Below are 21,806 nucleotides of genomic sequence, written 5' to 3' on the forward strand. Positions count from 1 at the left end.
CGTCATAAACTGAACGCTCGGGAGTGAACGTGTCGGAAAGCGAATCTCAAAATTTGTCGGTCAAGCTGTTTGCCAAACACAGACATGCCAAAGAAACGTCGACATTGTTTGGCGCTATCCAGCAAATCGATCAAGCGAGTTATTCGGCGTTTGATGGAGATAGTGAGCGCAGCTGGTATCGAATGCGGCGTCGTGGACAATGGACGTGGCAAGGAGTAGATCCGATAGAGATGGAGGCCATTTTTGCCCGTATTGCTCATTCGGATAATTCACGCTCCGTCGACAGTCTGCTGGATACGGTAGAAGGCTACCGCTCGGGAAATTGGAACTACGAGTGGACAGCAGTGGGCATGCAGCACCAAAAGCGCGCCCAAGCGCTGGCAGACAAAGGAGAGCATCAAGCAGCGAGTCAGCAATGGTTGCAAGCCTGTACCTATTTCGGTATCGCGGCGTATCCTCACCTCAAAGGCGATACGCTCGCTTTGCAATCGGAAACGCTGGCCTACAAAGCCTTTGAGCATGCCATGGATAAACTTCCCTTCACGGTTAAAACCGTAGAAACAACGCTCGATGGCAAATCGCTAAAAGGTTACCTGTATCTGCCAAGAACCGATGCGACTCTGCCGGTGGTTATTCTCAGTGGCAGCTTAGACAGTTTGCAAACCGATTTATGGCGGGTATTCGTCGATTACTTTGCTCCCGCAGATATCGCGGTATTGACCTTAGATATGCCCTCAGTGGGGCACAGCAGTCATTGGCATCTCAATGAAGATACCAGCCGCTTACATCGTGCCATGTTAGATAAACTGGCGGAGGTACCTTGGGTGGATCACCACCGCGTGGGCACCATGGGGATCCGGTTTGGCGCCAATCCGGCGGTTCGGTTAGCCTTTCTTGAACCACATAGAGTCAAAGCGAGTGCGGCGCTGGGAGGCATCGTGCATTCGCTATTAACCAATGCACCAATGATGAAAAAAATGCCACCCATGTACCTCGATACACTAGGGTCACGGCTCGGTCGCCATATTCCTATCGACACGCTTCGGACACGCTTGCAGGCGTGGTCACTCAAAAATCAAGGCTTACTCACCGGACGGCGCACCGATGTGCCCATTTTAGCCTTGAGCTTAAAAGATGATCCGGTTTGTCCAGAATCCGACAATAAACTGATTGCGACCTATAGTCGTGGTGGTAAAGCGGTGACATTGCCGAATACGCCTTTGCATGACGGCTATCATCGTGCGTTGTGTGAGACCGTCTCTTGGTTTGCCAATATTTTGTAACTAAGATGGCGAAGGTGTGATCGAGTGCGGAAAGCGGGGGATTGGCGTTCACCTGACCGATAACGTCATGATATACCTTGAGCTTAGGTAGATAGAGTGCCACTGGAGGACACCATGACCCAAACGCTTCCGCTTTCTCATGGACGGTTAAAAWCACGTTTTACTGCGCTGGGCCCGTATTTTCGTGATGGGCAATCTGATGAACAAAGCTATTTTTTCGATAGCTTGTCTGTCTGCGTCGATGCGAAAAAGGAGCCCGACGCGCGCGAATTCTGGGGCTGGTGGCTAGTGCTTACCCCAGAAGACGATGGGTTCCGTTATCACTACGGTTATGGCCTCTATGACGAGCACGGGGAATGGTTAGCAAAAGCCGTCCCTGCCAAACAGCGCGCTGAGGTTGAGAAAACCCTTGATAGTTTCTACACCAAATTATGCCAATTGGTGGTCGATGAACTATCGCTTTCCCTTTCCCCAAGTCAAAAACTGACCGAGCCTGAACTCGCCCTTTCTAACTAAAACGTGATTTGCCTGATTTCAGTCCTTGTTAAATGGGCATGGGATTGATAAAAGAGACATCTATCTTTTAGTCAATCAGGCAATCATGACAGTTCAAGACGCGCTTCGAGACGGGGACATTGCAGCCACCGTCTCTTCTCAAACCATCGTTGTAAAATTAGGCACCAGTGTGCTGACTGGCGGTTCGCAACGCCTTGACCAAGCCCACATGGTTGAGTTGGTTCGTCAGTGCGCGCGCCTGCGCCAACAAGGCCATCAAGTGATCATTGTCTCTTCGGGAGCGATTGCTGCTGGGCGAGAGCACCTTGATTATCCGGTATTGGCTGACACGGTCGCCAATAAGCAGATGCTCGCAGCCGTCGGGCAGTGCCGTTTAATTCAAACCTGGGAGCATCTTTTCAGTCTTTATGGCTTTCAAGTCGGACAGATGCTGCTGACCCGCGCTGATTTGGATCACCGCGAGCGCTTTCTCAATGCGCGAGACATGCTCCATGCTTTACTCGACAACGGCATCATTCCCATTGTGAATGAAAATGATGCGGTGGCGACATCTGAGATCAAAGTCGGTGATAACGACAACCTCTCTGCGCTGGTGGCAATTTTAGCTAACGCAGACAAATTATTGCTGCTTACCGATCAACCCGGACTCTTTACGGCGGATCCGAGAACGCAACCCGATGCCGAGCTTATTCGGGAAGTCCATACGATTGATGAAACCTTACGCAAATTAGCGGGAGGCAGTGTCACAGGTCTTGGCACCGGTGGCATGGCAACGAAACTGCAGGCTGCAGATATTGGGCGACGTGCGGGCATAGAAGTCACGATTGCCGCTGGCAGCAAGCCTGAAGTGATCCAAAACGTGGTCGCCGGTAACAGTGCAGGCACTCGATTCTTGCCGCTAGAAAGCCCATTAGAGAGCCGTAAACGCTGGATTCTAGCCGGACCACCTCCTGCGGGAGATATTACCATTGATACCGGAGCGGTGACGGCAGTGACGCAAAAAGGTAGCAGCTTGCTGAGTAAAGGCATCGTACGCGTCAAAGGTGACTTTGCGCGTGGCGAAGTCGCACGCATTTACTCTGTAGAGGGGCAATGCCTTGCGCGCGGTATTTGCCGTTATTCCGCGGCCGATCTTCGCCGTATTGCAGGTGCACATAGCCAACAAATCGCAGATATTTTAGGCTATGAGTATGGACCGGTAGCCATACACCGAGACGACCTTGTCGTTATTGGCGATTAATAAAAGAGATGCACACAACATGAGTTTACAAATGATGGGGAAAGCGGCCAAAGAGGCGGCTTACCAACTCGCGACAACTTCCACCACGAAAAAAAATCGCGCGCTGACCTTCATTGCGGACGAACTAGAGGCGCAACAAGCGAGTATTTTAGCGGCTAACCAAACGGACTTAGAAGCCGCACGCGCGGCGGGTATGAGCGAAGCGTTGATCGACCGCTTAGCACTCACGCCAGCACGTTTATCGGCGATTGCTGCAGATGTGCGTAATGTGGTGTCGTTGCCCGATCCGGTTGGGCAAGAGTTTGACCATAAAGTGCTCGAAAATGGCCTTTCGTTATCGAAGCGCCGTGAGCCACTGGGTGTTGTCGGTGTGATTTATGAAGCACGCCCTAACGTCACCATCGATATTGCCGCACTGTGCCTAAAAACGGGCAATGCCAGTATTTTACGTGGTGGTAAAGAAACCTTTGCGACCAACCAAGTGTTGGTCACTGTGATTCAATCTGCACTGAGCAAGGCTGAGCTACCGCAATCAGCGGTGCAATACATCGACAAGCCTGACCGAGAATTGGTCGCAGAGCTGCTGACCATGGACGAGTACGTGGATATGATTATTCCGCGTGGCGGTGCTAGTTTGCATAAAATGTGTAAGCAAAACAGCACGATTCCGGTGATTATTGGTGGCTTTGGGATTAGCCATTTATATGTGGATCAAAGTGCCGATCTTGAACGCGCACCGGATGTGATTATTAATGCGAAGACGGATCGTCCATCCGCTTGTAACGCTTTGGATACGTTATTGGTTCACAAGCAAGTCGCAGCACAGTTGTTTACACGCCTGATCCCAGCGCTTAACGCACAGAAACTGAAGGTTGTCGCAGCGAATAGTGCCTTGCCCTACCTTGACGGTGTCGCACAGCTTCGTGAAGCCGCTGAGGGAGACTTTGATACTGAATGGTTGGGCCCAACGCTCGGTGTTGCTGTGGTTGACGATGTGCACGACGCGCTCGGTCATATGCGCGAACACAATGCGAGCCATTCAGATACGATTCTGACTAATGATATTGATGCTGCCGAAGCCTTTATCAATGGTGCGGGCTCGGCTGCAGTCTATGTCAATGCTTCAACCCGTTTTACTGACGGTGCCCAGTTTGGTTTAGGCGCGGAAGTGGCCGTTTCAACGCAAAAGCTGCATGCGCGCGGCCCGATGGGACTCGAAGAGCTGACTACGTATAAGTGGGTCGGCAAAGCAGATTACCTGACACGTCAATAACCTAAGCATACAAACGCAAGTTATATGCAAAACGTAAAAAAGCCGCGCGAGCGCGGCTTTTTTGTATCGTCAGCATAGAGACTTATTTAATCTCGACACCTTTGGCTTGCAAATCAGCATGGTATGAAGAGCGGACAAAGGGACCACATGCAGCATGGGTAAAGCCAAGATCCAGCGCGATAGCTTTTAGCTCATCAAACTCTTCGGGCGGCACATAACGTTCAACCGGAAGGTGATGGCGGCTTGGCGCAAGGTATTGACCTAATGTCAGCATGGTGACACCGTGGGCACGTAGGTCTTTCAGAACCTCAATGATCTCTTCCTTGGTTTCGCCCAAGCCCATCATGAGTCCAGACTTAGTAGGAACATCTGGGTGCATGTCTTTGAACTTTTTCAGCAGATCCAGTGACCACTGATAGTTGGCACCGGGGCGCGCTTTACGATACAAGCGAGGCGCTGTTTCTAAGTTATGGTTAAACACATCCGGTGGATTGTCACGCAGGATATCTAGGGCGCGATCCATTCGGCCTCGGAAGTCAGGTACCAAGGTTTCGATTTTGATCTCTGGGTTGAGCGCACGGATCTCACGGGTACAGTCGGCAAAATGCTGTGCCCCGCCATCGCGAAGGTCATCGCGGTCAACTGAGGTGATCACGACATAACGAAGCTTCATGTCTTTAATAGTTTGCGCCAGATGCTTGGGTTCGTCCGCATCAGGGGCAACCGGACGGCCATGGGCGACGTCGCAAAATGGGCAACGACGGGTACAAATCGCACCCAAAATCATGAAAGTGGCGGTACCGTGGCTAAAGCACTCTGCCAAGTTTGGACAGGAGGCCTCTTCACACACAGAGTGAAGGTTGTTTTTGCGCATCGCATCTTTAATTTCTTTGATGCGAGAGGTTTCGGCAGGGAGCTTGATCTTCATCCAATCAGGCTTGCGCAGCACTTCTTTTTGCTCGGTCGGCATATTTTTGACCGGGATAAGCGCCATCTTTTCGGCATCGCGGTACTTAACGCCGCGTTCCATCTGAATCGGTTTGCTCATAAATCGCTGCTTTCCGTTGTAACCTCAACCTGAGTATATCCCAGTTGTTGAGTTAAAGTGTCTACTAGCACAGGTTGGACGTCTGTTAGGGTTGCGCCTTCAACCTGATCACTCAGTTGCGTCATCGCCATCCCCGCATACCCACAGGGGTTAATGCGCTGAAATGGAGATAAATCCATATTGATGTTGAGTGCCAGTCCATGGAATGAGCACCCGCGACGAATACGGAGCCCAAGGGAACAGATTTTTGCGCTATCCACATACACACCGGGCGCATCGGGACGCGCGTAGGCGGTTACGCCATAATGGGCGAGGGTAGCGACAACGAGATTTTCAATATGGCTAACCAGTTCTCGAACGCCGACTTTTTTACGTTTTAAATCAATTAAAAAGTAAACGACTAACTGACCGGGACCGTGATAGGTCACTTGTCCCCCTCGATCTGATTGTACGACGGGGATGTCTCCAGGGACCAAAACGTGTTCCGGTTTACCCGCTTGACCTTGGGTGAAGACGGGATCATGTTCGACCAACCAGACTTCGTCACAAGTATGTGCATCACGGCTATCCGTGAAGTCACGCATCTGCTGCCAGGTTTGCGGATAAGGTCGGCGGCCCAGATATCTAACAACTAGTTGGTGCTGCAAACCGATTACCCATATTGTTATCTGTGGGGGTATTATAGAGGTTGGCGGCGCGATTAAAAGCCGCCAGCCGTGTGGGTATTCTGATTAAAGAACCATACGAACGATTTCGATCTCGCCAAGTTCTTTATACAAGGTTTCTACTTGCTCGATAGAGGTGGCAGTAATGGTCACCGATACCGAGTGATAGTTACCTTTTGCGCTAGGTTTCACCTTTGGGCTGTAGTCGCCTGGCGCATGTTGCTGGATCACACCTAGAACAAGGTCCGGCAGTTCAGGCTTAGCATGGCCCATAACCTTGTACGTAAACTGACAAGGAAACTCCAGCAAGTCTTTTAGTTTTGGTTGCTCTTGCATGTTAACTCCCAATGGGCAGGCCGAGAACGGCATACCTATGTGCGATGGATCACGATTAACGCGAAATACTAATCTGCTCTGGGACAGAAAACAAGCCGCCCACCAAGTTGGTGGGCGGGAATGGGACTAAATGGTAAGCGGCTTAGCCCAGTAAGTTTTGAAACATCATAACAATGTAATCAATTAACCGGCTGAATAATCCGCCTTTTTCGACGTCGTTCAACGCAACCAGAGGGTATTCGGCAACATCCTCGCCATCCACTTGATAGAACAGCTTGCCTACTACATCCCCTTTGCTGATCGGTGCTTCAAGGTTTTTTTCCAGCACGAAGCTCGCTTTTAGATCTTGTGCTTTGCCGCGAGGAAGTGTGACGTAGGTATCTTCGGTCACCCCGAGTGACACTTCATCGGTATCCCCCATCCACACTTTTTCAGTCACAAAGGTTTCATTTGCTTTGTGTGGGGCGACGGTTTCGAAGAAACGGAAGCCATAGTTCAATAGCTTTTTACTTTCAGCTTTACGTGCGTTAGCACTTTTGGTGCCCATCACGACAGCAATCAAACGCATCTCGCCTTCAGTGGCTGAGCTCACCAAGTTATAGCCGGCACCATCGGTATGGCCCGTCTTGATACCGTCAACGTTAAGGCTCTTGTCCCACAATAGGCCATTGCGGTTGTATTGGGTAATCCCGTTGTAGGTAAACGCTTTCTCTTTGTAAATGCGGTATTCCGCTGGCACATCACGGATCAGCGCCTGCGCCAGTAACGCCATGTCATAAGGGGTAGTGTAAAGATCTTTAGAGTCGAGGCCATGCACATTCGAGAAATGCGTGCTGTCCATGCCCAGTGTTTCACCCCAACGGTTCATCAGATCCACAAACGCATCTTCAGAGCCCGCGACATGCTCCGCCATCGCGACACAGGCATCGTTGCCTGATTGAATGATAATGCCTCGGTTAAGGTCGGCTGCTTTCACCGTGGTCCCGACTTCGATGAACATCTTGGATGAACCTGGGAAGTTTTTCGCCCACGCATTTTCGCTGATCACCACGTCATCATCCATGGAGATGTTACCGCGCTCAACCTCTTGGCCAATCACATAACTGGTCATCATCTTGGTGAGGCTGGCCGGGTTAAGGCGTTTGTAGGCATTATTTTCGGCAAGGACTTCACCGGAGTGGTAGTCCATAAGCACGTAGCCCTTGGCGGCAATTTGTGGAGCATCGGGTACAACAGCGGGCGCAGCTTGGGCCGTCACTGATACGAAAAGCGCAGCAGATAGCAATGTACGCATGCGGGAAACGGATTTTTTCATCATTTTTAGTACTTTTGTCGGTTATCGATGTCGATACTGTAAGCTCACTATACCAAATTGGGCACAGAGAGACAGGCTCGATTCCTTTAACTCACTGATTGTTTGTTTTAGCACTTGTGACAGATGTGTCGTCATTAACAAGTGCTTCGGTGACGATAAAAGCGCCCGGCAGTTGATGCTGTTTAGCAACTTGCATCGCTTGCTGAGCTTGGCCACGGTCGTAAAACGGACCAAAACGCACACGGTACACTTGGTCGCGGCGAGCAATGTGGGTAGGTAGACCGTGTGCTTTCGCTAATTGTTCCGCACTTTGGCTGGCTTTTAAGCCATCGGACAATGCAAGCAACTGGACATAGTACGCATGGTGGCGGGCCGAATGCCACTCATCTTGCGCGGGTTTCTCTGGAGAGATTAAACGAAGTGCGACTGGTGCGGTACCTGTTTGCAAAACACCGAGCTTTTTTGCAGCCGCATAGCTGAGATCAATCAGGCGTTCGTTATGGAAAGGGCCGCGATCGTTGACGCGTACAATCGCTTTTTTACCGTTATTTTGATTGGTGACTTCGACKTAGCTCGGCAAAGGCAAGGTTTTGTGCGCCGCAGACATGGAATACATGTCATACACTTCGCCATTAGAGGTTTTATGGCCGTGGAATTTTTGGCCGTACCAAGAGGCAATACCCGCCTCTTGGTAACCGCGAGGCTCACGGAGTATTTCGTAGCGTTGACCATTTAAGGTGTAGTCTTTGTTGCCAGCTAAGCTATAAGGCTCATACCTTGGCTGGGCATCATCAGTGTGCACCTGCTCAGGAAGGCGCTCGGGTGCTTGGTCGTCAGCCATTTGATATCGGCCCTGTTGCGTACTGCACGCGCTCAGGAGCATGGCGAAAAGAATTACAATCGCTCGCATGTTTATTAAGCCCTAGATAGCATTTTTCGATGAGTATGAATGGACATGAGAATGCCAAAACCAGCCATCAAGGTCACCATAGAGGTACCGCCATAGCTGATCAGAGGTAAGGGTACCCCAACCACAGGCAAAATGCCGCTGACCATACCAATATTGACAAAAACATAAACAAAAAAGCTGAGTACGATACTACCGGCCATCATACGGCCGAATGCAGTTTGGGCACGGCTCGCCAACATGAGCCCACGACCAATCAAAAACAGGTATAAGGCGAGCAGGGCGCATACGCCAATTAATCCCCATTCTTCGGCAATGACCGCAAAGATAAAGTCGGTATGGCGCTCAGGGAGAAACTCGAGCTGCGATTGTGTGCCATGCAACCAGCCTTTTCCGGCCAGCCCTCCGGAACCAATTGCAATTTTAGACTGAATAATATGATAGCCCGCCCCCAATGGGTCAGACTCAGGATTAAAGAGCGTGAGCACGCGGGTGCGCTGATAGTCGTGCATTAAGAAAAACCACAGCACAGGAATAAACCCTGCGATAGCAACGACAGCGGCGGTAATCAGCTTCCAACTGATCCCCGCGAGAAAGAGTACGAAGACGCCTGACGCGGCAATAAGAATAGAGGTGCCCAAGTCGGGTTGCTTCGCGATCATAATGGTGGGCATAAACAACAAAAAGAGCGCGATCAGCAAGGTTGTAAACTTCGGCGGGAGCGGATCCTTGCCGATAAAACGGGCCAGCATGAGCGGCACCGCCAGTTTGATTATCTCGGAAGGCTGAAAGGTGACCACGCCAAGGTCAAGCCAACGCTGGGCTCCTTTTGCTGTCTCCCCCACCAATAAGACCGCCGCCAGTAGGGCCACACCAATCACATATAAATACGGTGACCAAAACTCATAATGACGCGGGGGCACTTGCGCCAGCGCAAACATCACCGACAGGGCTAGCAGCATCCGAACTGCTTGACGCTCCATCATCGCCATACTTTGGCCACTGGCGCTGTACATAACCACAAGACCAAAGCCCATCAGTAATAGAATGCCAATGAGCAAGGGCAAGTCGAGGTGTAAGCGATCGAATAACGAGCGCTTACTGCTTACTTGGGCTAAGGAACTCATTGTTTTGCCTCTTTGTTCTCTTCAGCGTCTTTTTCAATCAAGATATGATCAAAAATACGACGGGCGATGGGCGCCCCGTTGCTTGACCCGCCTCCGGCGTTTTCTAATACCATAGAAACTGCCACCTTGGGATGTTCAAAGGGGGCAAAGCCAATGTAAAGCGCATGATCGCGTAAGTGCTCAGCAATCTCGTCGGCGTTGTATTCTTCATCTTCGCCCAAACCGAACACTTGCGCGGTACCGGATTTCCCGCCAGAGACATACTTTGCGGTACGGAACGAGCGTCTTGCGGTGCCTTTACGACCGTGATTAACCAATCGCATCCCTTCAAGGGCGACGTCCCAATACTTATCGCTCACCCCTTTTATGGGTGGGTAAGGTTCAGGCGTTGGTTTATGCATGCCTTGTTCATCGCGCGATAGCATCAATAATTTAGGCGCTCTGACTTCGCCGCGGTTCAATACCACGGTCAGTGCCTTGACCATTTGCATTGGGGTTGCAGTCCAATAGCCCTGACCAATGCCGACAGGAATAGTGTCACCTTTGTACCAAGGTTGGCGGTGGCGGCTCATTTTCCACTCTCGGTTAGGCATATTGGCACTGCTTTCTTCTTGGATATCTATGCCAGTGTATTGGCCAAAGCCGAACTTCTCCATCCACAAAGAGATTTTATCAATACCCATGTCATAGGCGATTTGATAAAAGAAGGTGTCTACCGACTCTTCAATCGACTGGACGATATTTACGCGGCCATGCCCCCATGGAAGCCAGTCGCGGAAAGGGCGAGTGTTAGAGTTGGGGATCCGCCAATAACCGGGGTCGTTACGGGTCGTCTTGGTGGTAATAATCCCTTCTTCCAGTGCCGCGACGGCAATAAAGGGCTTCACCGTCGACGCCGGCGGATAGATGCCTAATGTCGCACGGTTTACCAATGGCCTGTCTCTGTCATTGAGCAGGGCACTGTATTGGGTGCTGGAAATGCCGTGAACAAAAAGGTTCGGGTCATAGCTTGGGGTCGATACCATGGCTAAAACGCCAGATGTTTTCGGATCGAGCACAACTACAGCGCCACGGCGATCGCCTAGGATGCCACGGATATAAAGTTGTAAATCAATGTCGAGATTGAGGATCAAATCCTTACCCGGCACGGGTGGCACATATTTTAGGGTGCGGATGATTCGGCCTCGGCTATTCACCTCGACTTCTTGATAGCCCGCTTTACCATGCAACACGGGCTCGTAATATTTTTCTATGCCGAGTTTGCCGATGTCACGCGTCGCGCGATAGTTATTAAGCACATCTTTTTGACGCAGTTTGGCAATATCACGGTCGTTGATTTTTGCGACGTAACCGAGCACATGGGTCAGCGCATCGCCGTAAGGGTAGTGGCGTTTTAGATACGCCTTGATTTCCACCCCAGAAAACTGGTGCTGGTGGGCGGAAAAGATGGCGACCTCTTTATCGGTTAACTGGGTCTTTAGCGGTACCGCGTTAAAGCGACGCGAACGTCTGCGTTCTTTTTGGAAGTTGTCGATATCACTGTCAGACAGCGACAGTAATGACTGTAAGCGCGCCAAGGTGGCGGGCATATCATCGACTTGCTCAGGGGTGATTTCGAGATGATATACCGGACGGTTTTCTGCGAGCAATTTGCCGTTGCGATCATAGATAAGACCGCGGTTGGGCGCGACAGGCACCACTTTAATGCGGTTATCATTTGATCGCGTTTGATAATCTTGGTGCTCAACCACCTGAATGTGGTAGAGGTTGGTCAGCAAGATCCCGACTAAGGCAATAATCCCGACGAAGCAGACAATCGCTCGGCGGACAAACAGCGCCGCTTCGGCGCTATGGTCGCGAATTTGACTTCGTTGGCGCTTCATCCGTGATTATTCTCGATGGTAAGGATGGTTAGTCGTTAAGCTCCACGCGCGATATAGGCTCTCAGCCATGACAATACGTACCAGCGGATGGGGCAGTGTCAGTGGCGATAAAGACCAACTTTGTTCCGCAGCGGCCTTACATTCTGGTGCCAATCCCTCTGGCCCGCCAATTAAGATCGCCACGTCACGAGCATCAAGCTTCCATTTCTCTAACTGTTCAGCCAATTGCGGGGTATCCCATGGTTTACCGGGAATGTCGAGTGTCACGATACGGCTACCGCGGTTGACCGCGGCTAACATAGCTTCGCCTTCCTTTTGCAGAATGCGGGCAATGTCGGCGTTTTTGCCCCGTTTTCCCGCGGGGATCTCAATCAGCTCTAACGGCATATCTTTGGGAAAACGGCGCTGGTACTCGGCGAAGCCTTGCTCAACCCATTTCGGCATTTTATTACCGACGGCAATCAACTGAATCTTCATCAATTAGTTCCAGAGCTTTTCCAGTTGATAGAGCTGGCGCTGTTCTTCTTGCATTACATGCACCATCACATCGCCCAAATCGACCACGACCCACTCGCTGTCGTCTTGGCCTTCCATGCCCATCGCGCCGATATTGATAGCTTGGGCTTCGTCACGCACATGCTCTGCAATTGAAGCGACATGGCGACGGGAGTTACCGGTGCACAGCACCATAAAATCGGTAATGGAAGATTTGTCACGGACATCCAGTGTCACAATGTCACTGGCTTTCATATCATCGACCTTATCGGCCACAAACTGTTGTAACTCGGTAGCTTGCAAAAGAGACCTCTATGGTTACCGTTTGGATTACTGGCAAGCGAGTATATCACTCACTTGCCATTTGGACACATTAGCGCGGCTGAGGTTCAGGCGTTTGGCACATGAGTGCGCAAAAATAGTGCAATTCAGGCCAAGGATCGCGGCTGTAATCGGTTTTTAGACCGATTTCGAGCTGAGCCAGTTGCCGCAAAAGCTGAGTCAGACGCGGTCGCGTTAAGCGATTCAGCGCGGCAATCATCATTGGTCGGCGTGTTTGCCAGATCCTCAGTTGGTCGAATATTTTGTTTAATGGTCGCCCTTGTTGGCCTTGCTCATGAATCACATAAAGCTGCTTGAGCTCTTTTTGGATCAATCGTAGCAATAAGGTAGGCTCGTTTCCTTCTGCATAGAGCTGCTCCAAAATACGCTGCGCGCGCTGCGCTTTTCCTTCTAATAACGCATCGGTAAGTTGGAAAGGCGTAAAGTGATGATGGCGCGACAGGGCGCTTTCAATGCGAGGGAGCGTTAAGGCGCCGTCCGGATAGAGCAACTGCAGTATGTGCAGGCTTTGCACCAACGCCAGTAAGTTGCCTTCATGCCATTGCGCTAATAACTGCAATGCCGGTTGATCCGGTTTAAGCCCCAGCCCTTGACAGCGCTGCTCGATAAAACGCGGCAGCTGGCGGGCATCGGGTGTGTTACACACCACATAGAGCCCATGCTGAGACAAGGCGGTGAACCACTTGGCAGACTCTTGCTTTTTATTTAAACGCTCGCCTTGCACCAGCAATAAAATATCAGGATTAAGCCATTGCGCGATGTCAGCCAATTGCTTGGCTTGTGTGGTGTTAAGGCCGTTTTCTGGGCAGGTGATTTCGATAATCTGGCGTGAAGAAAACAAACTCAGCGCTTGGCAACAATCAATCACCTCCTGCCAATTGAGCTGAGCATCAATGATAAAGCGATGATGCTCTTCAAACCCTTGCTCTCGAGCGGAGCGACAAATTGCATCGCGTGATTCGAGTTTAAGCAGAGGATCAGAGCCAAACACGAGATAGGTTTGGCGCAGTGGCTGCTTGAGCTGCTGCGCCAATTGTTCTGGATAGGTTCTCATCATTGCGCGGTATCAGTCTCAGTCTGACGCGTTTCAATAATGATTTCTGGCTTGGTTGGACGCTCACCTTGTTCAAGCTGTTCCAACGCTGCTTGTTCAGCCTCACGGCGCTCAAACTCGGCAATATCACCTTTAAGCTGAGAGAGTTGACGCATGATTTGGCGTGTTGCTTCGGTCCGCATCTCCGCAACCAGCTTGTCTTGCTCGACCGATTTAGCCAATGCAGTCAGCGGGTTATCGAGAAAGTTACGACTTAGCGTGGTTGAAAAAGTATAACTGCCTTTTTGCGGCACAGTCACCCGGTAGCGAGCGACGTAGCGGAACTCTTTCTCTGCGACACGGCTGTTTTGGTAAAGCGATAGAGTTTGTTCGCTATTGCTTTCGCCAAGCAGGTGAATATTGGTCACTGTATTGGCTGGTGCAACCAGTTCAACCTTATGTTGATTGAGTTGATTGCGCAGCTGGCGAGTGAGCTCACCGTAGGGGTCGACGCTGGTTAACGACACTTGCGTGACCTCGTCCGGTAAGTTGTAGCTGTCACGTAAGGCAAACCCGCAAGAGGCGGTGGTCAAAGCGACCACCGCAACAAGCAGGAAGCGAAACACAGGTTTAAACAGGGTCACGCTACTGCTCCTTGTTTAGTTAGCAACAATGTTAACCAGTTTACCTGGTACATAGATGACTTTGCGCACGGTTTTCCCGTCAGTAAACTTAACCACATTTTCATCAGCCATCGCTTGTGCTTCAACCGCATCTTTTTCGGCGTCAGCGGCAACGGTGATTTTGGCACGCAGTTTTCCGTTAACTTGGACGATGATGAGCTTTTCATCTTCAACCATGGCGTCTTGGTCAGCCTGTGGCCATTGGGCGTCATCAATGTGCTGTTCACCCAGCGCTTCCCACAGCGTAAAGCTGATGTGTGGGGTGATTGGGTAGAGCATCACAACAATCGCTTTCAGCGCTTCATCCAGCACGGCTCGGTCTTGCTCGCTCTCTTGTGGTGCTTTCACCAAACGGTTCATCAGCTCCATAATCGCAGCAATCGCAGTGTTGAACGTCTGACGACGACCCATGTCGTCACTCACCTTAGCAATGGTTTTGTGAACGTCACGGCGCAGTGCTTTCTGCTCATTGTTCAGGGCGCTAGCATCGAGTGCTGCGACGGCACCTTTTGCGCTGTGCTCGTAAACCAATTTCCACACGCGACGCAAGAAGCGGTGAGAGCCTTCGACGCCTGACTCTTGCCACTCAAGGGTCATTTCTGCTGGCGCGGCAAACATCATGAACAAGCGTACGGTGTCGGCACCATATTTTTCGACCATCAATTGTGGGTCGATACCATTGTTCTTCGACTTTGACATCTTGGTCATGCCAGTGTGCACGACTTCGCGTCCTTCACTGTCGATAGCTTTGATGATCTTGCCTTTGCTGTCGCGTTCGACGGTTACATCGGTTGGCGAGACCCAAACACGCACGCCTTTTTCGTCGTTGTAGTAGAAGGCGTCGGCAAGCACCATGCCTTGGCAAAGTAGCTGCTTAAACGGCTCGTCACTGTCGACCATGTTGTCGTCACGGAGTAGTTTATGGAAGAAGCGTGAGTAAAGCAGGTGCATACACGCATGTTCAATTCCGCCAATGTACTGGTCTACCGGCAGCCAGTAGTTCGCGGCTGCTGGGTCGAGCATTTGGTCTGCTTGTGGCGAACAATAGCGTGCGTAATACCAAGATGACTCCATGAAGGTATCAAAGGTGTCGGTTTCACGCAGCGCAGGCTTGCCTTGATACTGGGTTTGCGCCCATTGCTTATCGGCTTTGATCGGGCTTTGTACGCCGTCCATAACCACGTCTTCTGGCAAGATGACAGGCAGTTCCTCGCTAGGGACAGGAACCACTTCACCGTCTTCTGTGTTCAGCATTGGGATAGGTGCACCCCAGTAGCGCTGACGAGAAACGCCCCAGTCACGCAGACGGAAGTTAACGGTTTTCTTGCCTTTACCCAGCGATTCAAGCTTGGCGGCAATCGCATTAAAAGCGGCATCAAAGTCTAGGCCGTCAAATTCGCCAGAGTTAAACAGTTTGCCTTTCTCGGTATGCGCTAGCTCGGACAGATCTGGCGCTTGGCCATTTTCGTCAAGGATCACCGGTTCAATATCGAGGCCGTATTTGCTGGCGAACTCAAAGTCACGCTGGTCGTGTGCTGGCACGGCCATGACGGCGCCTGTGCCGTAGTCCATCAAGACAAAGTTGGCGACAAAGATAGGCACACGACGACCGTTTAGAGGGTGTGTCGCGTACAAGCCGGTTGCCATGCCTTTTTTCTCCATGGTTGCAAGCTCTGCTTCAGCAACCTTGGTGTTACGGCACTCTTGTACAAATTCAGCCAGCGCTGGATTTTGTTTGGCAGCAGCATCCGCGAGTGGGTGACCAGCGGCAATGCCCACATAGGTGACGCCCATCAGGGTATCAGGACGCGTGGTGTACACATCCAATGCAGGGTGATCGCCTTCTACTTCAAAGGTCAGTTCAACCCCTTCAGAGCGGCCAATCCAGTTGCGTTGCATGGTTTTAACCATTTCTGGCCAACCATCCAATTTATCGATGTCTTGCAACAGTTCTTCTGCATAGTCGGTGATTTTAATAAACCACTGCGGGATTTCTTTTTGCTCAACCGGTGTGTCACAACGCCAGCAGCAGCCTTCGTGCACCTGCTCATTGGCCAAAACAGTTTGGTCATTCGGACACCAGTTTACCGACGAGGTTTTCTTGTATACCAACCCTTTGTTGTAAAGCTTGGTGAAGAACTCTTGTTCCCAGCGGTAGTAATCTGGACTACAGGTGGCGACTTCACGGTTCCAATCGTAACCAAAGCCCAGCATTTTCAGCTGGCCTTTCATGTAATCAATGTTTTCGTAGGTCCAAGGTGCCGGTGCGGTTTTGTTTTTAATCGCCGCGCCCTCAGCGGGTAGGCCAAAGGCGTCCCAACCGATAGGCTGCATCACGTTTTTACCTTGCAGGCGCTGGTAGCGTGAAATGACGTCACCGATGGTGTAGTTGCGCACATGTCCCATGTGCAAACGACCACTGGGGTACGGGAACATAGAAAGACAATAAAATTTTTCTTTGTTAGGGTCTTCATGAACCACAAAGGTTTTATTTTCGTCCCAATGGGCTTGAACTTTTTGTTCAATATCTTGCGGGCTATATTGTTCTTGCATCGATGGCTTCCGAGATTCTGTGAGAAAGGTAAAACCTGAAAGAGAAATATCGTCATAGAATAACGAAAGGCAAAGACCGCAACAACACTTGAATCAGGAGCAGGACGATGAATAAAGAGAAAGATCCCCAACAAAGCATCATCGAGCGCGTTAAAGAGGCGCTGGAAAACAGTCCTGAATCCCTTGCGCGCTGGGTGGAGTTGTCGGAGCAATACCTTAAGGCCGCAGCGGATTTGACCAAAGATGAATGGGCATTGATTGAGGCGTACTTCAAACGTGATGTGAGAGCGTTTGGCGCGCAATATGACAAATCACAGGCCGATGAAATAGACAGTGAAGTTTTTAACGACCTGATTGCTGACACCATTTGGGAACAACTGGCGGAGATCACCGACCGAACGCAGCTGGAATGGCGTGAAGTGTTTGATGATTTGCAGCATCAAGGGGTGTATGAAGCCGGGGAGATTGTGGGGTTAGGTATATTGCAATGTGAACAATGCCAGCACCAGACTCGCCATAATCGCGTGGATGTGATTCATCCTTGTGTGAAATGCGGGCATCGCTTTTTTACCCGTCGCGCTTACCCAGCCTAAATCAAAAGCGGGCCGGCAACCCCGGCCCTTGCGTTATCCATGCCTCAGGCGGGCTTATTCTTCACCTTTGGCACTTTCAAAGCGTGCTTTTTCTTCTTTCTCAACCTGAGATAGTCGAGGCAATTTAAGTCCTTGCGCTTTTCCCATCCAGCGGGCAAACACAATATTGCTCCAAAATGCACAGCTGACCAGCACAAGCTCGGCGACTGCCAGCCAGCGTTCGCCCTCATCGACATATATCAGGGTTAGGGCATGCAAAAAGTAAAACATTAAAATAAAGTTGGCCCAGGCGTGAGTGAACGCTTTGCCCTTAATCAATCCAGGCAGTGGCAACAGCAAAGGCACCAGCCAACCGATCGTGACCGCCCACGCGTTTAAGTGCGGATGAGGAGATAGGTAGGTGTGCCAAAGCGCTACCCAAGCGATTAGGCCAAGGTTGCTGGCAAGCGAGAGTTTACGCATCAATGCAAGACGAGGGTCAGTCACTGTGATGTCCTTTTAAGAGCTAGTGGGGTTGAGCGTGCGCGCGAGTGAAGCGAGCCGTTGGCCGAGCGCATTGGCTATTTTTTTCTCATCGGCGAGCAAAGGCGTTTGAGCGTCGCTCACACTCGAGGCTCCATAGGGCGAACCACCGCCTTGAGTGGTGTGCAGTGCGCTTTCACTGTGCGGTACACCAACAAGAATCATACCGTGATGTAGCAGGGGCACCGTCATGGTGAGCAGGGTGGTTTCTTGTCCACCATGAAGCATAGAGCCGGCCCCAAACACAGCGGCAGGTTTATCGATTAAGGCCCCAGAGAGCCACTCGGCACTGGTACTGTCGATAAAATGCTTGAGTGGCGCGGCCATATTGCCGAAACGCACCGGGCTACCCAAGGCTAGCCCGTCACAGTCGAGCAAGTCTTGGCGAGTCACAAAAGGATCGCTGGCTGAATGGGCCGGTATTTTTCCGTCTGTGTAACTCGGCAATTCTGGCACCGTACGTAACACTGCCTCCACGCCCTGAGATTCAATGCCTCGCGCAAGCTGTTGCGCCAGTTTGCGCGTATTGCCTGAGCGGCTGTAGTAAAGCACCAGTACCTTTGTCATGCCAAAAGATCCAGGACATTTTCTGGTGGACGACCAATAACAGCACGCTCAGCTTTAACGGCGATCGGGCGCTCAATGAGTTTAGGGTTGTTGACCATCGCGTCGAGCAGTTGTGCTTCCGTCACGCTGGCATCACCCAGCTGCGCGGTTTTGTAGTCTGCTTCCTTGGTACGCATCATGTCGCGGAATGAGCGGATGCCGAGCTTATCTTTCAAGGCGGTCAGCGTGTCGGATGACGGAGGCGTTTCCAGATACTTAACGATGTTTGGTTGCACGCCATTGGATTCGAGCAGTGCAAGTGTTTCACGGCTTTTGGAACAACGCGGGTTGTGATAAAGCGTAATAGTGGTCACGACAGATATCCTTATTTGAATGAATTAACGATCTTTTAGGGCGTTAAAGCGCGCTTGCTGATGACGAAGCTGATCAAGCCGCGCATCATAGCGTGCTTGTGCCAAGCTTCCCAACTCGACAAGTTGGCTGGCTTGTGTGTAATTACGAATGGCTTTTGACCATTGACCACGCAACGCGTAGCGCTCGCCTTGGGCGGCAAGCTCGCCATCCCGATGCGTACCGGTTCTCTCGTACGCTTGTTGTAACAAAAACCAGCCGTTACTGTCATCGGGATATTGATGGGTATAACGCTCGAGCGCCGGAATGGCTTCCTGACCCCGTTGGGCTTTGACGTACGTATAAGCACGGTTCAGGAGTAGGACGCGGTTTTCGGGCTGATTGGCGAGTGCATCATTCAGCCGTGAAAGCGCTTTATCAAAGTGCTTCTCGCCAATATCAAGATCTGTCATCGCATCGATGAAAAAGCGATTGTTTGGTTGCGCTTGAATAAGGGGGATTAGCAAAGCGCGTGCTTCATCGAAGCGACGCGCATCAATGTGCAAGAGTGCCACGCCATAGTTGAGGCTTTGTTTTTCCGCCGGTGATGCTTTTTTCAGCTTACGCTCGAACCAATCCATTGCCGATTCGGCGGCGATGCCGCTATAACGGGCCACGATGCGAGCGCGTGCCAGTTGGTAGTCGGGCGACAGAGGCACACGCTTTTGAGGGTATTGCCGTGCTCGAGCCCGAGAGTCGGTGATACGTGATTCAGGTAACGGGTGAGTGCTGAAATATTCCGGCATCTTACTGGCGTAGCGATATTCATCGGCCAGTCGAGTGAAAAAGCGAGGCATTGCGCTGACATCGAAGTCGGCGCGAGCTAAGGTGTCGATGCCGATCCGATCGGCTTCTTCTTCGTTCCGGCGCGTATAATTGATACGGCTTTGAATGGTGCCTGCTGTGGCAGCATGGGCAGCGGCAATACCGGCCTCTGGTGCAGCAATGGCGAGCATCAGCGACCCCACCAGTGCGGCCACTGTCAGTGGGGATTTCTTGGCTTGGTCTTCCATGCTGCGGGCTAAGTGACGCTGTGTCACGTGGGCGATTTCATGCGCCATGACGGACGCAAGTTCACTCTCAGTATTGGCATGTAAAAACAAGCCAGAATGCATAGCGACATAACCGCCGAAGAACGCGAATGCATTAATCGCTTGGTTATCAATGAGAATAAACTGAAAAGGGGTGCGCACATCATTGGCATTGGCGACAAGACGATGGCCGAGCGCATTCACATACTCAGAAAGCAATGGGTCGCTGATAATGGGTTTACTGGCGCGCAGCATCCGCATATAGGCATCACCAAATTCCTTCTCTTGCGCAATGGTCAGTGTCCCCGCAGCGGCGGTGCCGATATCCGGTAAATCGAATCCATATTGCTCGGTGCTGGCGGTAGCGGGGGCGGTAGCCAAAAGGCCCGCTAACAGATAGGCCAACAAGCGGCGACCCGACCTTTTAGACGGCAGAAGAGAGTGTGAATGGCGCAAAGCACGTAGCGGCATGATAGCGTGAACCTTTCGTTAGCAAACGGAATGTAACCTAGGATACAGACCAATAAAATGCGTGTGGGTTTCGTTGGCGTTCTGTCTAATGTCCATTACAATGCAGGCGATAATACCTACCGGTGAGACAGAATGGAATGTCAAACGCTTGATTTACGTGAGCATGTCTGCCCGATGGCATTACTGCTTGCCAAACGTGCTGCCGCACAGTTAGGACAGGGTGATCAGCTTATCATTTTGCTGGGGGATGCCGGCGCGCAACAAGACATTCCGCGCTATTTTGAACAGCAAACCTTTATCATCGAGTGGCTGGATAGGCCACAACAGGCGCGCTTGAAAGTAACCAAAGAATAACGGATCGATTATGTTTGATATGTTAAACCGCTGGTATCGGCGGCGCTTCTCCGACCCACATGCAGTGAGCTTGGTTGCCATCTTGCTGGTTGGCTTTATCACTATCTATTTCTTTGGCAATTTACTGGCGCCGTTACTGGCTGCCATTGTGATTGCTTACTTACTGGATTGGCCCGTTAATCGCTTAACCCGCATTGGTTTGCCGCGCACCTTGTCGGTGATGGTGGTCAGCACTTTGTTTGTGGGCATGACTATGATGGCGGCCTTTGGTTTAGTGCCGACCATTTGGAACCAAGGGGTAAACTTGGTGGCGGATGTGCCCAACATGTTTAATAACGTGCAGGCGCTGATGCTAAGCTTGCCTGAACGCTACCCTGAATTGATCAAGCCTCATATGATCAACACCTTTGTCGATACGCTGCAAAATAACGTGCTACGTATGGGCGAAACCTTGGTGAAAGGATCCCTGTCTTCGCTAGTGAACTTGGTCGCTTTGGCGGTGTATCTCGTGTTAGTGCCGCTGTTGGTATTTTTCCTGCTTAAAGATAAGCAAGAAATGTTGGCCATGTTTAAAGGTTTATTGCCCCGTAATCGACGCTTAGCCTCGCGTGTGGGTCATGAAATGAACCAACAAATCTCCAATTATATTCGTGGCAAGGTCACGGAAATTTTGATCGTAGGCAGCGTGAGCTATGTGACGTTCAGCGTGTTAGGACTCGAGTATGCGGTACTGCTTAGCGTAGCGACCGGGTTCTCGGTGCTGATCCCCTATATCGGTGCGGCGGTTGTCACCTTACCAATCGCAATCGTGGCGCTGTTTCAGTGGGGACTCACGCCTGAGTTTTGGTACGTCATGATTGCTTATGGCGTGATTCAAGCGCTTGATGGCAATGTATTAGTGCCAGTGCTGTTTTCTGAGGCTGTCAACTTGCATCCCGTTGCCATCATAATAGCCGTACTGGTTTTCGGTGGACTCTGGGGCTTTTGGGGCGTATTTTTTGCTATTCCATTGGCGACCTTGGTGAAGGCGGTTTGGCAGGCGTTGCCTGTGATTGAGCTTGAGGACGATCCGAAACCTGATGCTCAGTGATCCATCTCACGTTCGCCGCTCTAATAAACAAGGTTGAGCGGGGAAGCGCGTGCCTTTTCCGCACCAATTTGGCCCAAAAAAAGCAGTAC

General features: G+C 51.1%; 23 protein-coding genes. 7 read left to right on the top strand and 16 right to left on the bottom strand.

The window, feature by feature from the left end; translation table 11 throughout:
- Window positions 1-29 precede the first annotated feature (29 nt).
- The 4 genes from frsA to BZJ18_RS05055 all read left to right on the top strand — a co-directional run bounded on the left by frsA (window position 30) and on the right by BZJ18_RS05055 (window position 4,312).
- Window positions 30-1,283 carry an esterase FrsA gene (gene frsA / locus BZJ18_RS05040; protein ID WP_077455609.1) on the top strand — a complete coding sequence of 418 codons (1,254 nt, stop codon included), beginning with the start codon at window positions 30-32 and terminating at the stop codon, window positions 1,281-1,283.
- Between the two features lie 114 nt (window positions 1,284-1,397).
- A complete protein-coding gene (gene crl, locus BZJ18_RS05045) occupies window positions 1,398-1,799 on the top strand; it encodes a sigma factor-binding protein Crl (protein ID WP_077455577.1) in 402 nt (133 codons plus the stop codon).
- Between the two features lie 85 nt (window positions 1,800-1,884).
- Entirely contained in the window at window positions 1,885-3,039 is a 1,155-nt protein-coding gene (gene proB / locus BZJ18_RS05050) for a glutamate 5-kinase (protein WP_077455578.1), read from the top strand.
- A gap of 19 nt (window positions 3,040-3,058) precedes the next feature.
- A complete protein-coding gene (locus BZJ18_RS05055) occupies window positions 3,059-4,312 on the top strand; it encodes a glutamate-5-semialdehyde dehydrogenase (RefSeq protein ID WP_077455579.1) in 1,254 nt (417 codons plus the stop codon).
- Between the two features lie 82 nt (window positions 4,313-4,394).
- On the opposite strand, the gene lipA is transcribed toward BZJ18_RS05055, so the two are convergent.
- The 12 genes from lipA to leuS form a co-directional block, all read right to left on the bottom strand.
- Window positions 4,395-5,360 carry a lipoyl synthase gene (gene lipA, locus BZJ18_RS05060; RefSeq protein ID WP_069587428.1) on the bottom strand — a complete coding sequence of 322 codons (966 nt, stop codon included), beginning with the start codon at window positions 5,358-5,360 and terminating at the stop codon, window positions 4,395-4,397.
- Window positions 5,357-6,007, bottom strand: a complete 651-nt coding sequence (gene lipB, locus BZJ18_RS05065; protein ID WP_069587427.1) for a lipoyl(octanoyl) transferase LipB — start codon at window positions 6,005-6,007, stop codon at window positions 5,357-5,359. The genes lipA and lipB overlap by 4 nt, the downstream gene beginning before the upstream one ends.
- 84 nt (window positions 6,008-6,091) lie before the next feature.
- Window positions 6,092-6,361 carry a DUF493 family protein YbeD gene (ybeD, locus tag BZJ18_RS05070; RefSeq protein WP_069587426.1) on the bottom strand — a complete coding sequence of 90 codons (270 nt, stop codon included), beginning with the start codon at window positions 6,359-6,361 and terminating at the stop codon, window positions 6,092-6,094.
- 142 nt (window positions 6,362-6,503) lie between these two features.
- Window positions 6,504-7,676: a serine hydrolase gene (locus BZJ18_RS05075; protein WP_077455610.1), complete on the bottom strand. Its 1,173-nt coding sequence runs from the start codon at window positions 7,674-7,676 to the stop codon at window positions 6,504-6,506.
- A gap of 91 nt (window positions 7,677-7,767) precedes the next feature.
- Complete coding sequence (locus BZJ18_RS05080) at window positions 7,768-8,586, bottom strand: septal ring lytic transglycosylase RlpA family protein (protein WP_077455580.1); 819 nt, start codon at window positions 8,584-8,586, stop codon at window positions 7,768-7,770.
- Between the two features lie 5 nt (window positions 8,587-8,591).
- The gene (gene rodA, locus BZJ18_RS05085; protein ID WP_077455581.1) at window positions 8,592-9,710 is read right to left on the bottom strand and encodes a rod shape-determining protein RodA; all 1,119 of its coding nucleotides are present in this window, start codon (window positions 9,708-9,710) and stop codon (window positions 8,592-8,594) included.
- Window positions 9,707-11,593 carry a penicillin-binding protein 2 gene (mrdA, locus tag BZJ18_RS05090; protein ID WP_077455582.1) on the bottom strand — a complete coding sequence of 629 codons (1,887 nt, stop codon included), beginning with the start codon at window positions 11,591-11,593 and terminating at the stop codon, window positions 9,707-9,709. Before mrdA ends, rodA begins: the two co-directional genes overlap by 4 nt.
- A 6-nt stretch (window positions 11,594-11,599) precedes the next feature.
- Window positions 11,600-12,070 carry a 23S rRNA (pseudouridine(1915)-N(3))-methyltransferase RlmH gene (gene rlmH / locus BZJ18_RS05095; RefSeq protein WP_069587422.1) on the bottom strand — a complete coding sequence of 157 codons (471 nt, stop codon included), beginning with the start codon at window positions 12,068-12,070 and terminating at the stop codon, window positions 11,600-11,602.
- A gap of 3 nt (window positions 12,071-12,073) precedes the next feature.
- Entirely contained in the window at window positions 12,074-12,391 is a 318-nt protein-coding gene (gene rsfS / locus BZJ18_RS05100; protein ID WP_069587421.1) for a ribosome silencing factor, read from the bottom strand.
- 70 nt (window positions 12,392-12,461) lie between these two features.
- Window positions 12,462-13,484, bottom strand: a complete 1,023-nt coding sequence (gene holA, locus BZJ18_RS05105) for a DNA polymerase III subunit delta (protein ID WP_077455611.1) — start codon at window positions 13,482-13,484, stop codon at window positions 12,462-12,464.
- Window positions 13,484-14,107 carry an LPS-assembly lipoprotein LptE gene (locus tag BZJ18_RS05110; RefSeq protein ID WP_069587420.1) on the bottom strand — a complete coding sequence of 208 codons (624 nt, stop codon included), beginning with the start codon at window positions 14,105-14,107 and terminating at the stop codon, window positions 13,484-13,486. Before BZJ18_RS05110 ends, holA begins: the two co-directional genes overlap by 1 nt.
- A gap of 15 nt (window positions 14,108-14,122) precedes the next feature.
- Window positions 14,123-16,699 carry a leucine--tRNA ligase gene (leuS, locus tag BZJ18_RS05115; RefSeq protein ID WP_077455583.1) on the bottom strand — a complete coding sequence of 859 codons (2,577 nt, stop codon included), beginning with the start codon at window positions 16,697-16,699 and terminating at the stop codon, window positions 14,123-14,125.
- Between the two features lie 107 nt (window positions 16,700-16,806).
- On the opposite strand from leuS, the gene BZJ18_RS05120 reads away from it, so the two are divergent.
- Entirely contained in the window at window positions 16,807-17,292 is a 486-nt protein-coding gene (locus BZJ18_RS05120; RefSeq protein WP_069587418.1) for a zinc ribbon-containing protein, read from the top strand.
- A 54-nt stretch (window positions 17,293-17,346) separates the two neighbouring features.
- Here the strand turns inward: BZJ18_RS05120 and BZJ18_RS05125 are convergent, their stop codons facing one another.
- Genes BZJ18_RS05125 through BZJ18_RS05140 form a run of 4 tightly spaced genes read right to left on the bottom strand, consistent with a single transcriptional unit; the run spans window position 17,347 to window position 20,273 of the window.
- Window positions 17,347-17,754, bottom strand: a complete 408-nt coding sequence (locus BZJ18_RS05125) for a DUF2069 domain-containing protein (RefSeq protein WP_077455612.1) — start codon at window positions 17,752-17,754, stop codon at window positions 17,347-17,349.
- 36 nt (window positions 17,755-17,790) lie between these two features.
- Window positions 17,791-18,381, bottom strand: coding sequence for an NAD(P)H:quinone oxidoreductase (wrbA, locus tag BZJ18_RS05130; RefSeq protein WP_077455584.1), 591 nt, complete (start codon window positions 18,379-18,381; stop codon window positions 17,791-17,793).
- Window positions 18,378-18,734, bottom strand: a complete 357-nt coding sequence (gene arsC, locus BZJ18_RS05135) for an arsenate reductase (glutaredoxin) (protein WP_077455585.1) — start codon at window positions 18,732-18,734, stop codon at window positions 18,378-18,380. Before arsC ends, wrbA begins: the two co-directional genes overlap by 4 nt.
- 24 nt (window positions 18,735-18,758) lie before the next feature.
- Window positions 18,759-20,273, bottom strand: a complete 1,515-nt coding sequence (locus tag BZJ18_RS05140; RefSeq protein WP_077455586.1) for a beta-barrel assembly-enhancing protease — start codon at window positions 20,271-20,273, stop codon at window positions 18,759-18,761.
- Window positions 20,274-20,405: 132 nt separating this feature from the next.
- Between BZJ18_RS05140 and BZJ18_RS05145 the strand changes: the two genes are divergently transcribed.
- Both BZJ18_RS05145 and BZJ18_RS05150 read left to right on the top strand, forming a co-directional pair.
- Window positions 20,406-20,627 (top strand): sulfurtransferase TusA family protein, encoded by a 222-nt coding sequence (locus BZJ18_RS05145; RefSeq protein ID WP_069587415.1) that lies wholly within the window; start codon window positions 20,406-20,408, stop codon window positions 20,625-20,627.
- Between the two features lie 10 nt (window positions 20,628-20,637).
- A complete protein-coding gene (locus BZJ18_RS05150; protein ID WP_069587414.1) occupies window positions 20,638-21,717 on the top strand; it encodes an AI-2E family transporter in 1,080 nt (359 codons plus the stop codon).
- Window positions 21,718-21,806: the final 89 nt, after the last annotated feature.

This window comes from Salinivibrio sp. IB872 (genome assembly GCF_001995345.1).
In the GTDB taxonomy this organism is placed as follows: Bacteria; Pseudomonadota; Gammaproteobacteria; order Enterobacterales; family Vibrionaceae; genus Salinivibrio; species Salinivibrio proteolyticus.

Coding starts and splice junctions, on each gene's coding strand:
- proB (WP_077455578.1), top strand. CDS start 1,885: ATGACAGTTCAAGACGCGCTTCGAGACGGGGACATTGCAGCCACCGTC.
- BZJ18_RS05055 (WP_077455579.1), top strand. CDS start 3,059: ATGAGTTTACAAATGATGGGGAAAGCGGCCAAAGAGGCGGCTTACCAA.
- lipA (WP_069587428.1), bottom strand. CDS start 5,360: ATGAGCAAACCGATTCAGATGGAACGCGGCGTTAAGTACCGCGATGCC.
- ybeD (WP_069587426.1), bottom strand. CDS start 6,361: ATGCAAGAGCAACCAAAACTAAAAGACTTGCTGGAGTTTCCTTGTCAG.
- BZJ18_RS05075 (WP_077455610.1), bottom strand. CDS start 7,676: ATGAAAAAATCCGTTTCCCGCATGCGTACATTGCTATCTGCTGCGCTT.
- rodA (WP_077455581.1), bottom strand. CDS start 9,710: ATGAGTTCCTTAGCCCAAGTAAGCAGTAAGCGCTCGTTATTCGATCGC.
- mrdA (WP_077455582.1), bottom strand. CDS start 11,593: ATGAAGCGCCAACGAAGTCAAATTCGCGACCATAGCGCCGAAGCGGCG.
- rlmH (WP_069587422.1), bottom strand. CDS start 12,070: ATGAAGATTCAGTTGATTGCCGTCGGTAATAAAATGCCGAAATGGGTT.
- holA (WP_077455611.1), bottom strand. CDS start 13,484: ATGAGAACCTATCCAGAACAATTGGCGCAGCAGCTCAAGCAGCCACTG.
- leuS (WP_077455583.1), bottom strand. CDS start 16,699: ATGCAAGAACAATATAGCCCGCAAGATATTGAACAAAAAGTTCAAGCC.
- BZJ18_RS05120 (WP_069587418.1), top strand. CDS start 16,807: ATGAATAAAGAGAAAGATCCCCAACAAAGCATCATCGAGCGCGTTAAA.
- BZJ18_RS05125 (WP_077455612.1), bottom strand. CDS start 17,754: ATGCGTAAACTCTCGCTTGCCAGCAACCTTGGCCTAATCGCTTGGGTA.
- wrbA (WP_077455584.1), bottom strand. CDS start 18,381: ATGACAAAGGTACTGGTGCTTTACTACAGCCGCTCAGGCAATACGCGC.
- BZJ18_RS05140 (WP_077455586.1), bottom strand. CDS start 20,273: ATGCCGCTACGTGCTTTGCGCCATTCACACTCTCTTCTGCCGTCTAAA.
- BZJ18_RS05145 (WP_069587415.1), top strand. CDS start 20,406: ATGGAATGTCAAACGCTTGATTTACGTGAGCATGTCTGCCCGATGGCA.
- BZJ18_RS05150 (WP_069587414.1), top strand. CDS start 20,638: ATGTTTGATATGTTAAACCGCTGGTATCGGCGGCGCTTCTCCGACCCA.